At 72.4% G+C, this 17,786-nt stretch carries 17 protein-coding genes and 1 rRNA gene; 14 read left to right on the forward strand and 4 right to left on the reverse strand.

Features of this window, described 5'->3' with window-relative positions; genetic code table 11:
- Positions 1 to 8: 8 nt before the first annotated feature.
- The 9 genes from rrf (at position 9) to ABFY07_RS26905 (ending at position 7,194) form a co-directional block, all read left to right on the forward strand.
- Positions 9 to 125: ribosomal RNA gene (gene rrf, locus ABFY07_RS26865) — 5S ribosomal RNA — on the forward strand.
- A gap of 87 nt (positions 126 to 212) precedes the next feature.
- On the forward strand, positions 213 to 857 hold the full coding sequence (locus tag ABFY07_RS26870; RefSeq protein ID WP_346176959.1) for an HAD family hydrolase: 645 nt from the start codon (positions 213 to 215) through the stop codon (positions 855 to 857).
- Between the two features lie 29 nt (positions 858 to 886).
- Positions 887 to 2,131: an MFS transporter gene (locus ABFY07_RS26875; RefSeq protein WP_346176960.1), complete on the forward strand. Its 1,245-nt coding sequence runs from the start codon at positions 887 to 889 to the stop codon at positions 2,129 to 2,131.
- Complete coding sequence (locus ABFY07_RS26880; RefSeq protein WP_346176961.1) at positions 2,100 to 3,272, forward strand: acetoin utilization protein AcuC; 1,173 nt, start codon at positions 2,100 to 2,102, stop codon at positions 3,270 to 3,272. The genes ABFY07_RS26875 and ABFY07_RS26880 overlap by 32 nt, the downstream gene beginning before the upstream one ends.
- A gap of 177 nt (positions 3,273 to 3,449) precedes the next feature.
- Positions 3,450 to 4,265: a phosphatase gene (locus tag ABFY07_RS26885; protein WP_346176962.1), complete on the forward strand. Its 816-nt coding sequence runs from the start codon at positions 3,450 to 3,452 to the stop codon at positions 4,263 to 4,265.
- 128 nt (positions 4,266 to 4,393) lie between these two features.
- Entirely contained in the window at positions 4,394 to 4,606 is a 213-nt protein-coding gene (locus ABFY07_RS26890; RefSeq protein WP_346176963.1) for a helix-turn-helix domain-containing protein, read from the forward strand.
- 141 nt (positions 4,607 to 4,747) lie between these two features.
- Positions 4,748 to 4,846 (forward strand): 30S ribosomal protein bS22, encoded by a 99-nt coding sequence (locus tag ABFY07_RS26895; protein ID WP_003948845.1) that lies wholly within the window; start codon positions 4,748 to 4,750, stop codon positions 4,844 to 4,846.
- Between the two features lie 219 nt (positions 4,847 to 5,065).
- On the forward strand, positions 5,066 to 6,115 hold the full coding sequence (locus ABFY07_RS26900; RefSeq protein WP_346176964.1) for an NAD-dependent epimerase/dehydratase family protein: 1,050 nt from the start codon (positions 5,066 to 5,068) through the stop codon (positions 6,113 to 6,115).
- A gap of 14 nt (positions 6,116 to 6,129) precedes the next feature.
- On the forward strand, positions 6,130 to 7,194 hold the full coding sequence (locus ABFY07_RS26905) for a lysophospholipid acyltransferase family protein (RefSeq protein WP_346176965.1): 1,065 nt from the start codon (positions 6,130 to 6,132) through the stop codon (positions 7,192 to 7,194).
- Between the two features lie 113 nt (positions 7,195 to 7,307).
- On the opposite strand, the gene ABFY07_RS26910 is transcribed toward ABFY07_RS26905, so the two are convergent.
- From ABFY07_RS26910 to ABFY07_RS26925, 4 genes are all read right to left on the reverse strand, one after another.
- Complete coding sequence (locus tag ABFY07_RS26910; RefSeq protein ID WP_065962724.1) at positions 7,308 to 8,534, reverse strand: DUF5667 domain-containing protein; 1,227 nt, start codon at positions 8,532 to 8,534, stop codon at positions 7,308 to 7,310.
- A 204-nt stretch (positions 8,535 to 8,738) separates the two neighbouring features.
- A complete protein-coding gene (locus ABFY07_RS26915) occupies positions 8,739 to 9,536 on the reverse strand; it encodes an ECF subfamily RNA polymerase sigma factor, BldN family (RefSeq protein ID WP_065962727.1) in 798 nt (265 codons plus the stop codon).
- 612 nt (positions 9,537 to 10,148) lie between these two features.
- Positions 10,149 to 11,069, reverse strand: a complete 921-nt coding sequence (locus tag ABFY07_RS26920) for an HAD family hydrolase (protein WP_065962729.1) — start codon at positions 11,067 to 11,069, stop codon at positions 10,149 to 10,151.
- Between the two features lie 110 nt (positions 11,070 to 11,179).
- Entirely contained in the window at positions 11,180 to 11,467 is a 288-nt protein-coding gene (locus ABFY07_RS26925) for a glutaredoxin family protein (protein ID WP_174589028.1), read from the reverse strand.
- A 363-nt stretch (positions 11,468 to 11,830) separates the two neighbouring features.
- On the opposite strand from ABFY07_RS26925, the gene ABFY07_RS26930 reads away from it, so the two are divergent.
- Genes ABFY07_RS26930 through hemB form a run of 5 tightly spaced genes read left to right on the forward strand, consistent with a single transcriptional unit; the run spans position 11,831 to position 17,769 of the window.
- Entirely contained in the window at positions 11,831 to 12,667 is an 837-nt protein-coding gene (locus ABFY07_RS26930; protein ID WP_065962730.1) for a redox-sensing transcriptional repressor Rex, read from the forward strand.
- A complete protein-coding gene (locus tag ABFY07_RS26935) occupies positions 12,664 to 14,097 on the forward strand; it encodes a glutamyl-tRNA reductase (RefSeq protein ID WP_346176966.1) in 1,434 nt (477 codons plus the stop codon). The genes ABFY07_RS26930 and ABFY07_RS26935 overlap by 4 nt, the downstream gene beginning before the upstream one ends.
- On the forward strand, positions 14,094 to 15,086 hold the full coding sequence (hemC, locus tag ABFY07_RS26940) for a hydroxymethylbilane synthase (RefSeq protein WP_346176967.1): 993 nt from the start codon (positions 14,094 to 14,096) through the stop codon (positions 15,084 to 15,086). Before ABFY07_RS26935 ends, hemC begins: the two co-directional genes overlap by 4 nt.
- On the forward strand, positions 15,083 to 16,747 hold the full coding sequence (locus ABFY07_RS26945) for a bifunctional uroporphyrinogen-III C-methyltransferase/uroporphyrinogen-III synthase (protein WP_346176968.1): 1,665 nt from the start codon (positions 15,083 to 15,085) through the stop codon (positions 16,745 to 16,747). Before hemC ends, ABFY07_RS26945 begins: the two co-directional genes overlap by 4 nt.
- Positions 16,744 to 17,769, forward strand: coding sequence for a porphobilinogen synthase (hemB, locus tag ABFY07_RS26950; protein ID WP_346176969.1), 1,026 nt, complete (start codon positions 16,744 to 16,746; stop codon positions 17,767 to 17,769). Before ABFY07_RS26945 ends, hemB begins: the two co-directional genes overlap by 4 nt.
- Positions 17,770 to 17,786 lie beyond the last annotated feature (17 nt).

Raw genomic sequence — 17,786 nt, forward strand, 5'->3', positions numbered from 1 at the left:
CATAGTGTTTCGGTGGTCATTGCGTTAGGGAAACGCCCGGTTACATTCCGAACCCGGAAGCTAAGCCTTTCAGCGCCGATGGTACTGCAGGGGGGACCCTGTGGGAGAGTAGGACGCCGCCGAACAAATTTTGATCAAAGCCCGGTCGGGAGCTTAGGCTCCCGGCCGGGCTTTTTCTTTTTGTCCATCGCCGGCTGAGTAGTCTGAGCGGCATGCGCTATGACCTGGTCATCTTCGACAACGACGGCGTGCTCGTCGACAGCGAGCCGATATCGAACCGGCTGCTCGCCGCCTATCTCACGGAGTTGGGTCACCCCACCACCTACGAGGACTCCATCCGCGACTACATGGGCTCGGCCATGCACCGCATCCATGAGCTGGTCCTCGAGCGCACCGGGCGCCGTCTGCCGGCCGACTTCGACGCGACGTTCCACAGCCGGGTGTTCGACGCCTTCCGCCGTGAGCTCCAGCCCGTGACCGGTGCCGCGGAGGTCCTGGAGAAGCTGCGGGCGGACGGCGTTCCGTACTGTGTCGCGTCCTCCGGGAGCCATGAGCGCATTCGTGTCGCGCTGCGGAAGACCGGGCTGTACGGACTCTTCGGCGAAGAGCGCGTCTTCAGCTCGGAGGACGTGGGGAGGGGCAAGCCCGCGCCGGATCTGTTTCTGCACGCCGCCCGGACGATGGGGGTGCCGCCGCAGCGGTGCGCGGTCGTCGAGGACAGCCCGCTCGGAGTACAGGCCGCCATCGCAGCCGGGATGGATGTATACGGCTATACGGCGATGACGCCGGCCGCCAAGCTCGCCCAGGCCCGCGCCCGTTTCTCGGACATGGCGGAACTCCCGCAACTGCTCGCCTAACGAGGCGGGGGCCCGTACGCTCCTCGGCCATGACAGATACGCGCCCGACCGCGCGGCTGCGGCACGGACGGGCCTCGCTGGCCGTCAGTTTCTTCGTCCAGGGCGCGGTCTTCGCCCTGCTGGTGACCCGAATACCCGCGCTGCAGGACCGGTACGGGGTGTCGGACGCGCTGCTGCCCGCGTTCCTCGCGGCGGTCCCGGTCCTCGCGGGGGTGGGGAGCGTCGGGACCGAGCAGCTGGTCAAGCGGGTGCGGCCGGGCCTGGTGCTCCGCTGGATCCAGCCGGTGGTCTCCGTCGCGCTGCTGGCGGCCGGGTCGGGCACGGCGCTGTGGCAGCTGGCCCTCGCCCTCGCGGTCTTCGGGCTCTCCGTCGGCGCACTCGACGCGTCGATGAACATGCTCGGCGTCACCCTCCAGCACGCGTACGGGCGGAGCATCATGCTCGGCTTCCACGCCGCGTACAGCCTGGGCGGGATCGCCGGAGCGTCGCTGGCCTGGGCGGGCGCGCACTGGGATGTGCCCCTGCACGTGCTGTACGCGCCCCTCGTCGCGACGCTGGTGCCGGTCGCGCTGTTCGCCAGCCGCTGGTACGCCGACCAGGGCACCGAGAACAACGGCGGGGAGGGCGAGCGGGAGGGCCGCGGGGGTCCCGCGGCCGGCGCGGCGTCGTCCGCCGCCGTCGGTATGAAGCTGCTGCTGCCCCTCTGTCTCGTGATGTCCTTCGCCTATATCGGTGACTCGACGGTCTCCAACTGGAGCGCGAAGTATCTGGAGGACGTGCTGCACAGCTCGGAGCAGCTCGCCACCGTCCCGTACAACGTCTATATGGTCACCGCGCTGGTCGGACGCACCTTCGGCGACTTCGGGGTGCGCCGCTACGGGGCGGTCGCCGTGGTCCGGGCCGGGACGCTGCTCGCCGCCTGTGGGTTCGCGGTGGTCGCGGCGGCGCCCGGGGCCTGGGCAGGGATGCTCGGGTTCACGCTGGTGGGCCTGGGGCTGTGTGTGCTGGTGCCGCAGACCTTCGCGGCCGCCGGGCGGCTGTTCCCGGGGGCGTCCGACGCCGCCGTCGCGCGCCTCAACATCTTCAATTACGTGGGTTTTCTGGTCGGCTCCCCGCTCGTCGGCGCACTGGGCGGCGCGTGGAACTACCGGGGGGCGATGCTGGTGCCGATGGCGCTGGTGCTCGCGACCCTGTGGTACGCGAGGTCGTTCGCGCCCGCTTCTGCCCGATACGGTGACGGACATGAGCGGCCGCGCACAGTTGATGTGGGATGAGGACCTGACGGGGTACGACTTCGGCACCGGGCACCCGATGGATCCGGTCCGTCTGGCGTTGACCATGCGTCTGGTGGAGGCGTTCGGGCTCGATCGCGCCATGGAGGTGGTGGCCGCCAAGCCGGCCGGGGAGTCCACGCTGCGGCTGGTCCACCGCCAGGACTACATCGAGGCGGTGCGGCGGGCGTCGGCCGATCCGCACGCGGCGGACGGCTCGTACGGCCTGGGCACGGTGGACGATCCGGCCTTCGCGGGGATGCACGAGGCCTCGGCGCTGATCGCCGGCCAGTCGGTCGGCGCGGCGGAGGCCGTGTGGCGCGGTACGGCGCTGCACGCCGTGAACTTCTCCGGCGGGCTGCACCACGCGATGCCGGGCGGGGCCTCCGGGTTCTGCGTGTACAACGACGCGGCGCTGGCGATCGCGCGGCTGCTGGAGATGGGCGCCGAGCGGGTCGCGTACGTGGATGTCGACGTGCACCACGGGGACGGGGTGCAGGCGGCCTTCTGGGACGATCCGCGTGTGCTCACCATCTCGCTCCACGAGCACCCCAGGACCCTGTTCCCGCAGACCGGATGGGCGGAGGAGACGGGCGGGGACCGGGCGCCCGGCGGCGCGGTGAACGTGGCGCTGCCGGCCGGGACCGCGGACGCGGGGTGGCTGCGCGCGTTTCACGCGGTGGTGCCGGAGCTGCTGGCGGCGTTCCGGCCGCAGGTGCTGGTGACGCAGCACGGGGCGGACACCCATGTCGAGGACCCGCTGGCGCACCTGGCGGTGACGGTGGACGCGCAGCGCGCGGTCGCCGAGAGCTGTCATGAGCTGGCGCACGAGCACGCGGACGGGCGGTGGATCGCGCTGGGCGGCGGTGGGTACGCGGTCGTGGACGTGGTGCCGCGGACCTGGACGCATCTGGTGGCGATCGCGGCCGGGCGGCCGGTGGAACCCGAGGCCGAGGTGCCGGAGGAGTGGCGGCACGAGGTCTACCGGCGCACGCGGCAGTCGGCCCCGCGCCGGATGACGGACGGGCGGCGGCCGCAGTGGCGGGACTTCGCGGAGTGGGGGTACGACCCGGGAGACCGGCTGGACCAGGCGATCCTGGCGACCCGCCGGGCGGTCTTCCCGCACCACGGGCTGCTGCCGTAGGGCGGGCGCGGCTCTCGTAGGGCGAGCGCCGGCTGTGGGCGCCGACCCCGGGCGGCCGCTGCCGTCGTCGGGGAGCGGGCCCGTGGGGGCGGTGGGCGTACGGGGCTGTTAGGCCAACCGTGGCAACTCTCGGCGTTCTTCGGTGGGCGGTCGCGGTGATCCGTCAGCATCGGTGGCGTGTTGACTACGGCCGCGCTGCGTGCGCATCTGCTGGCCGCGGGGCTCGCCGGGCCGGTGGCCACCAGCCGGGAGCGGAGCCTGCGCAGCTACCGGCTCTTCGCCGCGCGCGACCCCCGCGTACTGCTGGGCATCGAGCCCGAACGTGATTGGTCGTTCATGGAATTGCTTCGTCTCATGAGCGACAAATGCGGGATTTCGGCCAATCCCGCACACACCTCGGGTCAGGAAGTGATCGATCCGGATCTGACCCTTGCCGCGCTCGACGCGTTCGCGGAGCGGCTGGCCGCGGCCGCCGCCGCGGGCGCCCCCGTGCTGCTCGGCACCGGCCATCCGCACCGCCTCCTGGGGTTCTACGCCTCGTTGGCGGCGGCGCTCTCGGCGGCCGGCTGTCCCGTGCTCACCCCCGCGCAGGGTAGATGTATCGACATAACGACCCAGTTCGGCGTACGCACCTACAACCTCTCCTACGTACGGGGAGTCGCGATGGTGCGGGAACCCGGCGCTCGATGTGCGGCCCGCGACCCGGGATGCCACAGTCATTCTCCACTGCCGGTTCGGGTGGCTCTCGGCTGCGCCGCCGACCGCGGCGGCCCCCTCCCGGGGTTGGTGATCGGGGACCACGGATGGGTCTGCGGAGCAGGTCAGCTGGGGTTCGAGGCCATCGGCCTGGCGGACGCGGACGACCCCGCGCCGTTCGTCGGACAGGCGGAGGGGCGGGTGTCGGTGGCGGTTCCGCTTGACGACGCTGTGCGGTCCGCTTACTACCGACCGATTACTCGCTATGTACTCAATCGGGCGTGTCTGTCACAGTAGGCGTTCGATCGCTACTCCTCTTCCCCACTCGTATCACGCGCCCCTAATCTGGTGAGGAGCGCGCATGCGAGCAGGAGTCACCGGAGGGGAAGCCGGTGCCCGACATGTGCGGAAGGTTCAGGTGTGTCATGGCTGCTGCTGGCGAAAGGCCTCTGAACGAGGTTCAGTTTCTGACCGTGGCGGAAGTCGCCGCGGTGATGCGAGTGTCCAAGATGACCGTGTACCGCCTGGTGCACAGCGGTCATCTGCCGGCGATCCGGGTGGGCAGGTCCTTCCGGGTCCCAGAGCAGGCGGTTCATGAGTATCTCCGCGAGTCGTATGTGGGGGTGGAGTCCGCCTAGGCCTGGACGGGGCCTGACGGCAGGGCCCTGGGACCCCCCTCGGATTACGCGGTTCGCTCGGCGCCGGGTAGGCTGGCCCGATGTAGGTCGTGTGGGCTCGGACGCCCCGCACCGAGTGATTCGAAGTGAGCGAGGGTAGTCGTGGGCTCTGTTATCAAGAAGCGGCGCAAGCGGATGGCGAAGAAGAAGCACCGCAAGCTGCTCAAGCGCACGCGCGTCCAGCGTCGCAACAAGAAGTAAGCAAGCGACGCTGTGTTCGTCCCGCAGCCCTTCCACCGCCGGTGGGAGGGCTGCTGCGCGTCTCGGGCGCCCCGCCGCGACGGGCCCCGGGCATGATCGGGGGAGACCGGGCCTAAAACCGCGCACCGTCCGGCGAGTGGTCATCACGGGGCAACATCCAGCGGTTACGGTGTTCGCCTCGACCCAGCTCACACCAGGGTGGGAAGGAAGGCGCTGATCTTGGGAAAGGTCGTGCTCGTCACCGGAGTCGCACGCCGCCTGGGAGGCCGCTTCGTACGGCGCATACAGCGCGAGCCGGATGTCGCCCGGGTGATCGGCGTGGACGCCGTCGCCCCCGAACACCACCTCGGCGGCGCCGACTTCGTACGCGCCGACATCCGTCACCCCGCGATCGGGAAGCTGCTCGCCGAGACCGGGGTCGACACCGTGGTTCACATGGACATCAACGGCACCCCGCTCGGCGGGCGCGGCAGCCGCACCTCGGTCAAGGAGACCAACGTCATCGGCACCATGCAGCTGCTCGGCGCCTGCCAGAAGGCACCGTCGGTCAAGCGGCTCGTGGTCAAGTCCAGCACCAATGTGTACGGCTCCGCGCCCCGCGACCCCGCCGTCTTCAGCGAGACCACCCCGCCCAAGTCGCTGCCGAGCGGGGGCTTCGCCAAGGACACCGTCGAGGTCGAGGGATACGTCCGGGGCTTCGCCCGGCGCCGCCCGGACGTGGCCGTCTGTGTGCTGCGCTTCGCGAACATCCTGGGGCCCTGCGCGGACTCGCCGCTCGCCGAGTACTTCGCGCTGCCCGTGCTGCCCACCGTCATCGGCTACGACCCGCGGCTGCAGTTCGTCCACGAGGAGGACGCGATCGAGGTGCTGCGGATCGCCGCCTCCGAACCGGCCCGGTCCACCCTCAACAGCGGCACCTTCAACATCGCGGGCGACGGTGTGCTGCTGCTCTCCCAGGCCGCCCGGCGGCTCGGCCGCCCGACGCTCCCGCTGCTGCTGCCGACCCTGCGCTGGGCCCGTACCGCGCTGCGTTCCGTCGGGATCACCGACTTCTCGCCCGAGCAGATCCGGCTGCTCACCCACGGCCGGGTCGTCGCCACCAGCCAGATGCGAGAGACACTGGGATTCGAGCCCCGCTACACCACCGCCGGCGCCTTCGCCGACTACGCCCGCAGCCGCGGCCCCGGGCTGCTCCCGCCCGAGGCCCTCGCCCGTACCGTCGACCGGCTCGCCGGGCTGCTGCCCGCCCGCGGCGCCGCCCAGAACTGAGGAGCGCAACCACCATGGCGGATGCCAAGGTCATTCCGTTCGGTGAGGAGCCGCGGTCCCGGCGCAAGGGACCCCGGCAGGGACGCGCGCACCGGGCCCAGGGCCCGCTCAAGCCGGTGCCGCAGCAGCGTGACGAGGAGCGCGACCAGCAGCGGCCCGAGGCGGCGGCCGGCGCGGCGGCCGCCGCGGTCCCTCCGCCGCCGCCCCAGGACCGGCCGGGGGGCGCGGGCGGCCCCGGCGGCGGCTGGGAGCGGCGGCTGGCGCACGGCCTGAGCTTTCTGCGCCGCCGGGTCACCGGGGAGTACGAGGTCGACGACTTCGGCTACGACGAGGACCTCACCGACCAGGTCCTGATGTCGCTGCTGCGCCCGATGTACGAGAAATACTTCCGGATCGAGGTGAAGGGCATCGACAACATCCCGGACAGCGGGGGCGCGCTCGTCGTCGCCAACCACTCCGGGGTGCTGCCGCTGGACGGGCTGATGCTCCAGGTCGCGGTCCACGACCACCACCCGGCGGGCCGCCATCTGCGGCTGCTCGCCGCGGACCTGGTGTTCATGCTGCCGGTCGTCAACGAGCTGGCGCGCAAGCTCGGGCACACGCTGGCCTGCTCCGAGGACGCCCAGCTGCTGCTGGAGCGCGGCGAGGTGGTCGGGGTGATGCCGGAGGGCTTCAAGGGGATCGGAAAGCCGTTCTCCGAGCGGTACAAGCTGCAGCGGTTCGGGCGGGGCGGCTTCGTCTCGACGGCGCTGCGCGCCGGGGCGCCGATCGTGCCGTGCTCGATCGTCGGCGCGGAGGAGATCTACCCGATGATCGGGAACGCCCAGACCCTCGCGCGGCTGCTGGGTTTCCCGTACTTCCCGATCACGCCGACCTTCCCCTGGCTGGGGCCGCTGGGCGGGGTGCCGCTGCCGACGAAGTGGACGATCCAGTTCGGCGAGCCGATCCCCACGGACGGGTATCCGCCGGAGGCGGCGGACGATCCGATGCTGATGTTCAACCTGACCGACCAGGTGCGGGAGACGATCCAGCACACCCTCTACAAGCTGCTGGTGCAGCGGCGCTCGGTCTTCTTCTGAGCCGGTCTTCTTCCGAGCCGGACTTTCGAGCCGGACTTCCGATCGAGGTGTGGGAAGCGGCGCGGCGCCCGGTGTTCCTCAGGGAACGCCGGGCGCCGGCCAGCGTGGCGGTGCTACTTTCCGTCGCCGTCGATGCCGAGGCCCGGCAGCAGGTCGGGCAGCAGCGGCGGGATGGTGATGTCCGGCTGGGTCGGCTTGCCGCCTGGGTCGCCCTTGCCGGAGGACGGGGTGGGAGTCGGCTCGCCCGTCGGCGGGTCCAGCAGATCGCCGGCCCCGCCGATGAGGCCGTCGTCCTCGGTCCGGGACGGGGACGAGGGGCGCGGCCGCGCGTCGTCGCCGCCGGGGCGGCTGTCGCTCGGGCTGGTCGAGGCGGGCGCCGGGATGTCCGCGCCGCCCGTGGCACCACGCTCGGGAGGGGTGTCGACGGCGGAGCTCCGGCCGGTGTGGCCGCGCCCGTCCCGGGAGGCGGGCAGCAGCGACTGCAGCGGACCGACCTCTTGGTCTATGGCGTCGAAGACCGAGCTGACCTCGTCCCCCACGTCCATGAGCTGGACGGGCAGCTTCTCGCGGAGCTGGGTCCAGCCCTCGCGGTGGGCGCGGGTGAAGGAGGACAGCGTCCGCATGGGGCCGAGCGAGCCGTCCCGCTCATAGACCTTGTGCAGCAGCCGATGGCCCTCGGAGACGTCATGACGCATCCCGGAGAGGGCCTTGCGGATCTCGCCCAGCGACTCGTGGTCCAGGTCGCCCGAGCGGCCGCGCTCCATCAGCCGGCGCGCCTCGCTCATCCGGGTCGACGCCTGGTCCAGATACAGCCGGCCGCGGTCGGCGTCGCCGTCCGCCATCTCCAGCTTCAGATCCTCTATGCCGCGCTTGAAGCCGTAGAGGGTGTCGCCGGGCAGGGCGTCGGAGCTCGCCGCGGCGACCCCGCCGAACGCGCCCGCGGCCACCCCGACCGTGAGCCCCCCGGCCGCCAGCCCCTTGGACCAGCGGGAGCGGGGGCGCAGTCTGCCGAGGGGGCTCGCCCGGCGGACGCGGGGCGGCCGCTGCCCGGGCACCTGGGGCGCGCCCTCGGCGAAGGCCGCTTCCATGGCGGCGACCAGCTGGGCCCGCTGGGTGGCCCGGACATCGGGATCCAGCGCCGGTGCCGGCAGCTCGCCGAGCCCGCTCGTCAGGGCCAGCAGCCGTCTGTGCTCGGTGCTGTCCGGCGAAGAGCCGGGCTGCTCGGCGCCCGCCGCACCCCGGGAATCCGGCTGGCTGCCCTTCTTCTCGAGGGCTTCCAGGGCCTCCAGGGCCTTGGCGAAGGCGTTAGCCCGCCGGTGTGCCGATACGTTCGCGATCACAGGCGGCACCTCCTCTCGTCATGACGGTCGACTCCCCAGGACACCCGGACGGTTGCATGCCGCACGCGTTTCCACCCGAACGAGTGAGTGTCAGCGGGTAGGACATAACCACAAGGAGCCTGCATCCTCCACAACGAGCGGCGCATCACCGGGGTTACGCCCTCCCGATGATCCGACGGGAGCGGGTGGCGGCGCCGCCGAAGGTCAGCGGGCGTCCTCGGGGAGGAGCCGGGCGAGGGTGCGGACGGCCCGGTACTGGAGGGTCTTGATCGCGCCCTCGTTCTTCCCCATGACGCGGGCGGTCTCGGCGACGGACAGGCCCTGGAGGAAGCGCAGCGTCACACACTCCTGCTGCTGCGGGTTGAGCTTGCGCACCGCCTGGAGCAGCGCGGCGTTGGAGAGGGACTCGAGGACGGAGTCCTCGGGGGAGCGCTCGACCTCGTTGGCGTCGAGCATCTCGCCGGTGGTGACCTCCAGCCGGAAGCGGCTGGATTTGAAGTGGTCGGCGACCAGGTTGCGGGCGATGGTCACCAGCCAGGCGCCGAAGTCACGGCCCTGCCAGGTGAAGGTGCCGATGCGGCGCAGCGCCCGCAGGAACGTCTCGCTGGTGAGGTCCTCGGCCGTGGCCCGGCCGCCCACCCGGTAGTAGATGTAGCGGTAGACCGTGTCGGCGTACTGGTCGTAGAGCCGGCCGAAGGCCTCGGCCTCGCCCGACTGGGCGCGCTCGACGAGGTCCATCATGCGCCGGCTGTCGCTGTCCGCGCCGGGGCGGCGGGCGGTGGACGTGCCGCTGCGGGAGCGTCTGCCGACCGCCGCCCCGCCGTCGGCCAGGGCGTAGCAGGAGCTGGCGGGGCCGGCCGCGCTGCCGGCGGGGCCGGCGGGCACGGGTGTGGCGAGGGCGGGGACGGCATACGCGGTGGGGACGAAGCCGCGCAGACAGTCGAGGACCGTTGCGCGCAGCGTAGCCAGGCCCGAGGCGTCAACCCCGACGTGTGGGTACACGGGACTCCCAGAGGCAGAGCTTCCATCACGTGCAGTACGGGACCGTTCACCCGCCGTAGGGACGCGTGGGTACCGATTTGCGTCTAAGGAGAATAACGCTTCGTACAGGCAACACTACACCCAGTTGCCCAAATCATCGTTTCAGTCTGCTCCGTTATGGATTGACGACCGATCAAGTATCGAATGCAGTAGGGATATTGACCGGTAGGTGGCGTGTTCTGTGCGGTTTCGTGGCGTGTTGTGCCAAAGGGGTGGCAAGGGGGCAGGTCGGAGCCCTCTCGGCCGTGAAACGGGGATTGACCGGCGATGGGCGGTCCTGATCGGGCGCCGACGCTCCGGGGGCCGGGACGCGCGGCGGTGGCCGCCATCACGGACCGTCATCGTCCGGCCTAAGCGGTCAGGGCTCGGCGCAAGCGGTCAAGGGTGAAGGGCGAGGCCGCAGGGTGACGGCGCGCGGGGTGCGGACCGGGCGTTACGGCCGGGGTACGGCCGGGTCGGCGGTACGGCCGGGTCGGCGGTACGGCCGGGTGGCGTGCGGGCCGCGGGTCGGCAGCGGCGAGGCGGGCCCCGGCCGGGGCCGGCGGGGCGAGCCGTGCGGCGTACGGGCCGCGGTCAGCGGCGGCGGCGGTGCAGGGCCACGGCTGCCGCCGTGCCGCCCGCCACCGCGCCCACCCCGGCCGCCGCCGGGATGCCGATCTTGGCCGCCTTGCGGCCCGTACGGTAGTCGCGCAGCCGCCAGCCGTGCTCGCGCGCGTGCTTGCGCAGCCGCCCGTCCGGGTTCACCGCGTACGGGTGGCCCACGATCGACAGCATCGGAATGTCGTTCGAGGAGTCGCTGTACGCCGCGCAGCGTGACAGGTCGAGCCCCTCGGCCGCCGCCAGCGCCCGGACCGCCTCGGCCTTGGCCGGGCCGTGCAGCGGCTCGCCGACCAGCCTGCCCGTGTAGACCCCGCCGACGGACTCCGCCACGGTGCCCAGCGCGCCGGTCAGGCCCAGCCGCCGGGCGATGATGGTCGCGGTCTCCACCGGGGCGGCGGTCACCAGCCAGACCCGCTGCCCGGCGTCGAGGTGGGCCTGCGCCAGGGCGCGGGTGCCCGGCCAGATGCGGTCGGCCATGTACTCGTCGTAGATCTCCTCGCCGATCGTCATCAGCTCCGAGACCCGGTGGCCCTTGACGATGGACAGGGCGCTGCTGCGCACGTCCTCCATATGGGCCGGGTCCTCGACCCCGGCCAGCCGGAACCAGGCCTGCTGCCAGGCGAAGCGGGCCAGCTCGCGCTTGCGGAAGAAGTGCCGCTTGTAGAGGCCGCGGCCGAAGTGGAACAGGGCGGCGCCCTGCATCACGGTGTTGTCCAGGTCGAAGAAGGCGGCCGCCCGCTCGTCCCCGACCACGGGGAACTCGGGCTCGGCGGGCGGGGGCGGCGGCGCCTGGACCGAAGACTTGCGCGCGGCCTCGGCCGAGGCCTCTCCGGCGAGGACGCTCGCCTCGGTGGGGAGGTGTCGACGACGGGTGAACCATCCCAGTGCGGCCATGGGCTGAGCATAGCCAGCCATTCCCGCCATCCCGTTACGGCCGGGTGTCGGGCCGATACGGCCGGGCCGGCGTCCCGGCCCCCGGCGGGGCGGGAGGGAGGGGGGTCGGCTCAGCCTCCGAGCGCCTTGCGGAGCCGGTCCGGGTTCACCCGCCAGAAGTCGTGCTGGGCGCCGTCGACGAGGACGACGGGGATCTGCTCCCAGTACTTGCGGTGCAGCTCCTCGTCCTGGGTGATGTCCTTCTTCTCCCAGGGGGTGCCCAGCTCGCCGCAGACCTTCGCGATCACGGCCTCGGCGTCCTCGCACAGATGGCAGTCGGGCTTGCCGATCAGGGTGACCGTGCGCTCGGCGGGGCTCTTGCGGGGGGTGCGGCGCAGCAGCGGGCTCATGTCCGCCATTGTGCCCCGCCGCGGCCCGCGCCCGCGGGGGCCGGTGCCGCGGGCGGGCCCGGGGGCCGTCCCGTCGTTTACGATCGTGGGCGATTTGTTGCTGTCCGGGGGTTACGACCTGGGGGAATCAGTGAGGAGGGAGGGCCCGTGCTCCGGTCGGCGTTCCGGGCGTGCGGATGTGGCCGCCGGGAACGGAAGGACACCCGTTCTGGTTCCACGAGCAGGTCGAATGGATGCGTGACACCGGTCACTTTGCTCGGACAAAGCGGACACCATCTTTGTGCACGCGTTCACAAAGACATAGCCTGCTGTCGATGGGGACGTCCGGGAACACATGGACGCCCGCAGCCCCGCTCTACCCGCAGGAGCACCGTGGCAACTGGCCGAACTCACCGACCGGCGACCCGAAGCCGAGGGATCCCCGAGGCCACCGTCGCCCGGCTTCCGCTGTATCTGCGTGCGCTGACGGCGCTCTCCGAGCGCTCGGTGCCCACAGTCTCCTCGGAGGAACTCGCGGCCGCGGCCGGGGTCAATTCGGCCAAGCTGCGCAAGGACTTCTCCTACCTCGGGTCGTACGGCACCCGCGGGGTCGGCTACGACGTGGAGTACCTCGTCTACCAGATCTCCCGTGAGCTGGGCCTCACCCAGGACTGGCCGGTCGTGATCGTCGGCATCGGTAATCTCGGCGCGGCGCTCGCCAACTACGGCGGCTTCGCCTCCCGCGGCTTCCGGGTCGCGGCGCTGATCGACGCCGACCCGGCGATGACCGGCAAGCCGGTCGCGGGCATCGCGGTGCAGCACACCGACGAGCTCGAGAAGATCATCACGGACAACGGCGTGTCGATCGGCGTCATCGCCACCCCGGCGGGCGCGGCCCAGCAGGTCTGCGACCGGCTGGTGGCGGCCGGTGTCACCTCGATCCTGAACTTCGCCCCCACCGTGCTGTCGGTGCCGGACGGGGTGGACGTGCGCAAGGTGGACCTGTCCATCGAGCTGCAGATCCTCGCCTTCCACGAGCAGCGCAAGGCGGGGGAGGAGACGGTCGCGCCCGACGAGGTCGCGAGCGCGCAGGCGGCCGCCCAGGACACGCCGGGCGCCGCCGCGGCCGCCCCGGCGCCGCTCGCCCCGCACCGCGCGGCCCCCGCGGCGGGCACCGACAACGGCCGGCAGGGACCTGACGGGGACGTCCCCGCGGTGATGCCGGCATGAGCCTCCTCGTCGTCGGACTGAGCCACCGCAGCGCCCCGGTGAGCGTGCTGGAGCGCGCCTCCCTGGCCGCTGATCAGCAGACCAAGCTGGTGCAGGACTCGCTCGCGGCCGAGCCCGCCACCGAGGCCACCGTGCTCGCCACCTGCAACCGCATCGAGCTGTACGCGGACGTCGACAAGTTCCACGCCGGGGTCGCCGAGCTGTCCACGCTGCTCGCCCAGCACACCGGGGTCGGCCTGGACGAGCTGACTCCGTATCTGTACGTCCACTACGAGGACCGGGCCGTCCACCACCTCTTCTCGGTGGCCTGCGGGCTGGACTCGATGGTCGTCGGCGAGGGCCAGATCCTCGGCCAGATCAAGGACGCGCTGGCGCTGGGGCAGGAGCTGCACACCGCGGGCCGCCTGCTGAACGACCTGTTCCAGCAGGCGCTGCGGGTCGGCAAGCGGGCCCACAGCGAGACCGGCATCGACAAGGCCGGCCAGTCGCTCGTCACCTTCGGTCTCGAACAGCTCGCCGGGGACACCCCGGTGGCGGGCTGGGCGGCGGGCAGGCGCGCGCTGGTGATCGGCGCGGGTTCGATGTCCTCGCTGGCCGCGACGACGCTCGCGCGCGCCGGTGTCGCCGAACTGGTGATCGCCAACAGGACGTTGGATCGGGCGCGGCGCCTCGCGGAGTCCCTGACGGGCCTGGTCGCCGGGGCTGCCCGGGCCGTGCCGATGGAGCGCGTCGCCGCCGAGCTGCCCCACGCCGATGTCGTGGTCTCCTGTACCGGCGCGACCGGTCTTGTGCTGACCGCCGACATGCTGACCGAAGCCCTCGACCGGCGCGCGGAGCACCGGGCGGAGGGCGCCTCCGGGCCGGGCGCGGCGGAGACCGTCGCGCTGCTGGACCTGGCGATGCCGCGCGACATCGACGCGGCGGCGCACCGTCTCGCCGGGCTGCGCCTGGTGGACATCGAGTCGCTCGCCGAGGCCGCGGCCGACGAACCGATGGCCGCCGACGTCGACCAGGTCCGCGCCATCGTCTCCGCCGAGGTGGCCGCCTTCGGGGCGGCCCAGCGCGCCGCGCACATCACGCCGACGGTGGTCGCGCTGCGTACCATGGCGGCAGATGTGGTCGCCGGCGAGATCGCCCGGCTCGACGGGCGCCTCCCCGACCTCGACGAAAGGCAGCGCGCCGAGATCACCCAGACCGTGCGCCGTGTCGTCGACAAGCTGCTGCACGCGCCCACCGTGCGGGTCAAGCAGCTCGCGAGCACGCCCGGCGGTGCCGGGTACGCGGACGCGCTGCGCGAGCTGTTCGACCTCGACCCGCAGGCGGTGGCCGCCGTCAGCCGGGCCGACGCCAACGGCACCCGTCCCGACGGCGGCGTCGGCCGGCCCGGCGCCGCGGCCGTCCAGACCGACCCGAAGAGAGGCCGGGCATGAACGCAACACCCCCCGCCGCCTCCGGCCGCCCGGCGCCGCTGCGGCTCGGCACCCGGCGCAGCGCGCTGGCCATGGCCCAGTCCGGGCTGATAGCGGACGCGGTGCGCCGCGTCACCGGCCGCCCCGTGGAGCTGGTGGAGATCACCACGCGTGGGGACGTCTCGCGCGAGGACCTGGCGCAGATCGGCGGCACCGGCGTCTTCGCCACCGCGCTGCGCGAGGCGCTGCTGCGCGGCGAGGTCGACTTCGCCGTCCACTCGCTGAAGGACCTGCCGACCGTCCAGCCGGACGACCTGGTCCTGGCCGCGCTGCCGACCCGCGAGGACCCGCGCGACGCGCTGGTCGCCCGCGACGGGCTGACCTTCACCGAGCTTCCGCCGGGCGCCCGGATAGGCACCGGCTCCCCGCGCCGCACGTCCCAGCTGCGCGCCTGGGCGCGCTCGCTCGGCATGGAGATCGAGACCGTGTCGATCCGCGGCAACGTCGACACCCGGATCGGTTACGTCCGCTCGGGAGAGCTGGACGCCGTGGTGCTGGCCGCCGCGGGGCTGACCCGTCTCGGGCGGCTCGACGAGGCGACCGAGATCCTGGACGCCGACCACATACTGCCCGCCCCCGGCCAGGGGGCACTGGCAGTCGAGTGCGCCGCCGCCAACGCGGCGCTCGCTGCTCAGCTCGCCGAGATCGACGACCCGTACACCCGGGCCGCCGTGACCGCCGAGCGTTCCCTGCTCGCCGCCTTGGAGGCCGGCTGCAGTGCGCCCGTGGGCGCGCTGGCCGACCTGCTGGGCGACGGTCAGGCTGTCACCGAAATGCGCCTGCGCGGCGTCGTCGGCACCCCCGACGGCTCCTCGCTGGTGCAGCTGTCCATCACCGGTCCCGTTCCCGCGGCGCCTGGCGAGGAAGCGGCCCGGCTCATGGGCCGTGAGCTCGCCGCCGAGATGCTCGCGAAGGGTGCGGCCGGTCTTATGGGGGAGCGAGCACTTTGAACCCCAATGCCCCGAACCACCCCGGACACGGGCACGTCACCTTCCTCGGTGCGGGCCCGGGAGATCCAGGCCTGCTGACGCTGCGTGCCGTGGAGGCACTCGCCGCCGCGGATGTGCTGATCGCCGACCCGCATGTGCTCGACGTGGTACGTACGCACGTCAGGCCGGGCGTGGCCGCGGACGCTCAGGGCACACCCGAACAGGCGCGTGCTGATGCGCCGTCAAGCACCGCCGACGTGCCCCTACTCAGGGACACGGCCAATCTTGTCATGGCTGCCGCGCGGAGCGGCAAGCGGGTCGTCCGCGCGGTCGCGGGCGACCCTGGCCTGGACGGATACGCCGCCGACGAGATGCTCGCGTGCGCCGCCGAGGGCATCGTCTTCGAGGTGGTGCCGGGCGTGGCGGCCGCGGTGGGCGTGCCCGCGTACGCGGGGGTGCCGCTGCGGGACGCCCAGAGCACGGATGTGCGGTTCGTGGACGCCCGTACGGCCGACGACCGCTGCTGGAGCGAGGTCGGCTCCTCGGACGGCACCGCCGTCGTCTCCGCGACCCTGGAGACGGTCGCGGCGGCCGCGGGCGAGCTGGTGGCCGCCGGGCGCAAGCCGGACACCCCGCTGACCGTCACCGTCGCCGGCACCACGACCCGGCAGCGCACCTGGACGGCCACGCTGGGCACCATCGCGCAGGTGCTGAAGGCGGCCAAGGTGCTGCCGTCGCCGCAGGGCGCGCAGCCGGTGATAGCGGTGGTCGGCGAGCGCGGCGCGGCCGAGCGGCGCGAGCAGCTGTCGTGGTTCGAGTCGAAGCCGCTGTTCGGCTGGCACGTCCTGGTGCCGCGCACCAAGGAGCAGGCCGCCTCGCTCTCCGACCAGCTCCGCTCCTACGGGGCGGTGCCCAGCGAGGTGCCGACCATCGCGGTGGAGCCGCCGCGCACCCCGCAGCAGATGGAGCGCGCGGTCAAGGGCCTGGTGACCGGGCGCTACGAGTGGATCGCCTTCACCTCGGTCAACGCGGTCAAGGCGGTGCGGGAGAAGTTCGAGGAGTACGGGCTCGACGCGCGCGCCTTCGCCGGGATCAAGGTCGCGGCGGTGGGCGAGCAGACCGCCAGGTCGCTGATCGACTTCGGGGTCAAGCCGGACCTGGTGCCCAGCGGCGAGCAGTCCGCGGCCGGGCTGCTGGAGGACTGGCCGCCGTACGACCCGGTCTTCGACCCGATCGACCGGGTCTTCCTGCCGCGCGCCGACATCGCCACGGAGACGCTGGTGGCCGGGCTGATCGAGCTGGGCTGGGAGGTGGACGACGTCACGGCGTACCGCACCGTGCGCGCCTCGCCGCCGCCGGCCGAGACCCGCGAGGCGATCAAGGGCGGCGGCTTCGACGCGGTGCTCTTCACCTCGTCGTCCACCGTGCGGAACCTCGTCGGCATCGCGGGCAAGCCGCACAATGTCACGGTCATCGCCTGTATCGGCCCGGCCACCGCGAAGACCGCGGAGGAGCACGGCCTGCGGGTGGACGTACTGTCGCCCGAGCCCTCGGTGCACAAGCTCGCCGAGGCGCTCGCGGAGTTCGGGGCGGCCCGTCGGCGGGCCGCGATCGAGGCCGGGGAGCCCGTCACGCGCCCGAGCGAGCGGCGACCCGGTTCACGGAGGAGGGCACGCTCTTGAGCACCACACACGACACCACCCCGTACGGCGCCTTCCCCGGCACCAGGCCGCGCCGGCTGCGGGTGAACCCGGCCATGCGGCGTATGGTCTCCGAGACCCGGCTGCACCCGGCCGAGCTGATCCTGCCCGCCTTCGTCGCGGAGGGCGTGAGCGAACCGCTGCCGCTCGCGTCGATGCCGGGCGTCGTGCAGCACACCCGCGACTCGCTGCGGAAGGCGGCCGTCGAGGCGGTCGAGGCGGGCGTCGGCGCGATCATGCTCTACGGCGTGCCTGAGGAGAGCAAGAAGGACGCGATCGGCTCGCCGGGCACCGACCCGGACGGCATCCTCCAGGTCGCCCTGCGCGATGTGCGGTCCGAGGTCGGCGACGATCTGATCGTCATGTCGGACCTGTGCCTGGACGAGCACACCGACCACGGCCACTGCGGGGTCCTCGACGCCGAGGGCCGGGTCGACAACGACGCGACGCTGGAGCGCTACGCCGAGATGGCGCGGGTGCAGGCGGACGCGGGCGCCCATGTGCTGGGCACGAGCGGGATGATGGACGGCCAGGTCGGGGTGGCCCGGGCGGCCCTGGACGGCATCGGCCGCCAGGACGTGTCGATCCTCGCCTACACCGCCAAGTACGCCTCGGCCTTCTACGGGCCCTTCCGCGAGGCCGTGGCGTCCTCGCTCAAGGGCGACCGCAAGACCTACCAGCAGGACCCGGCCAACGCCCGCGAGGCGCTGCGCGAGCTGGCGCTCGACCTCGCCGAGGGCGCCGACATGGTGATGGTCAAGCCGGCCCTGCCGTACCTGGACATCCTGCGCCGGATCGCGGACGAGACGGACGTGCCGGTCGCCGCGTACCAGGTCTCCGGCGAGTACTCGATGGTCGAGGCCGCCGCGGCCAACGGGTGGATCGACCGGGACCGGGCGATCATGGAGACGCTGACGTCCGTGCGGCGGGCGGGCGCGGGCATGATCCTGACCTACTGGGCGACCGAGGTCGCCCAGTGGCTGAACCGGGGCGACCTGGGCTGAGGCGTCCGGCGCTTCGG

The sequence above is a fragment of the Streptomyces sparsogenes subsp. cuspidosporus genome, assembly GCF_039532705.1.
Classification (GTDB): domain Bacteria; phylum Actinomycetota; class Actinomycetes; order Streptomycetales; family Streptomycetaceae; genus Streptomyces; species Streptomyces sparsogenes.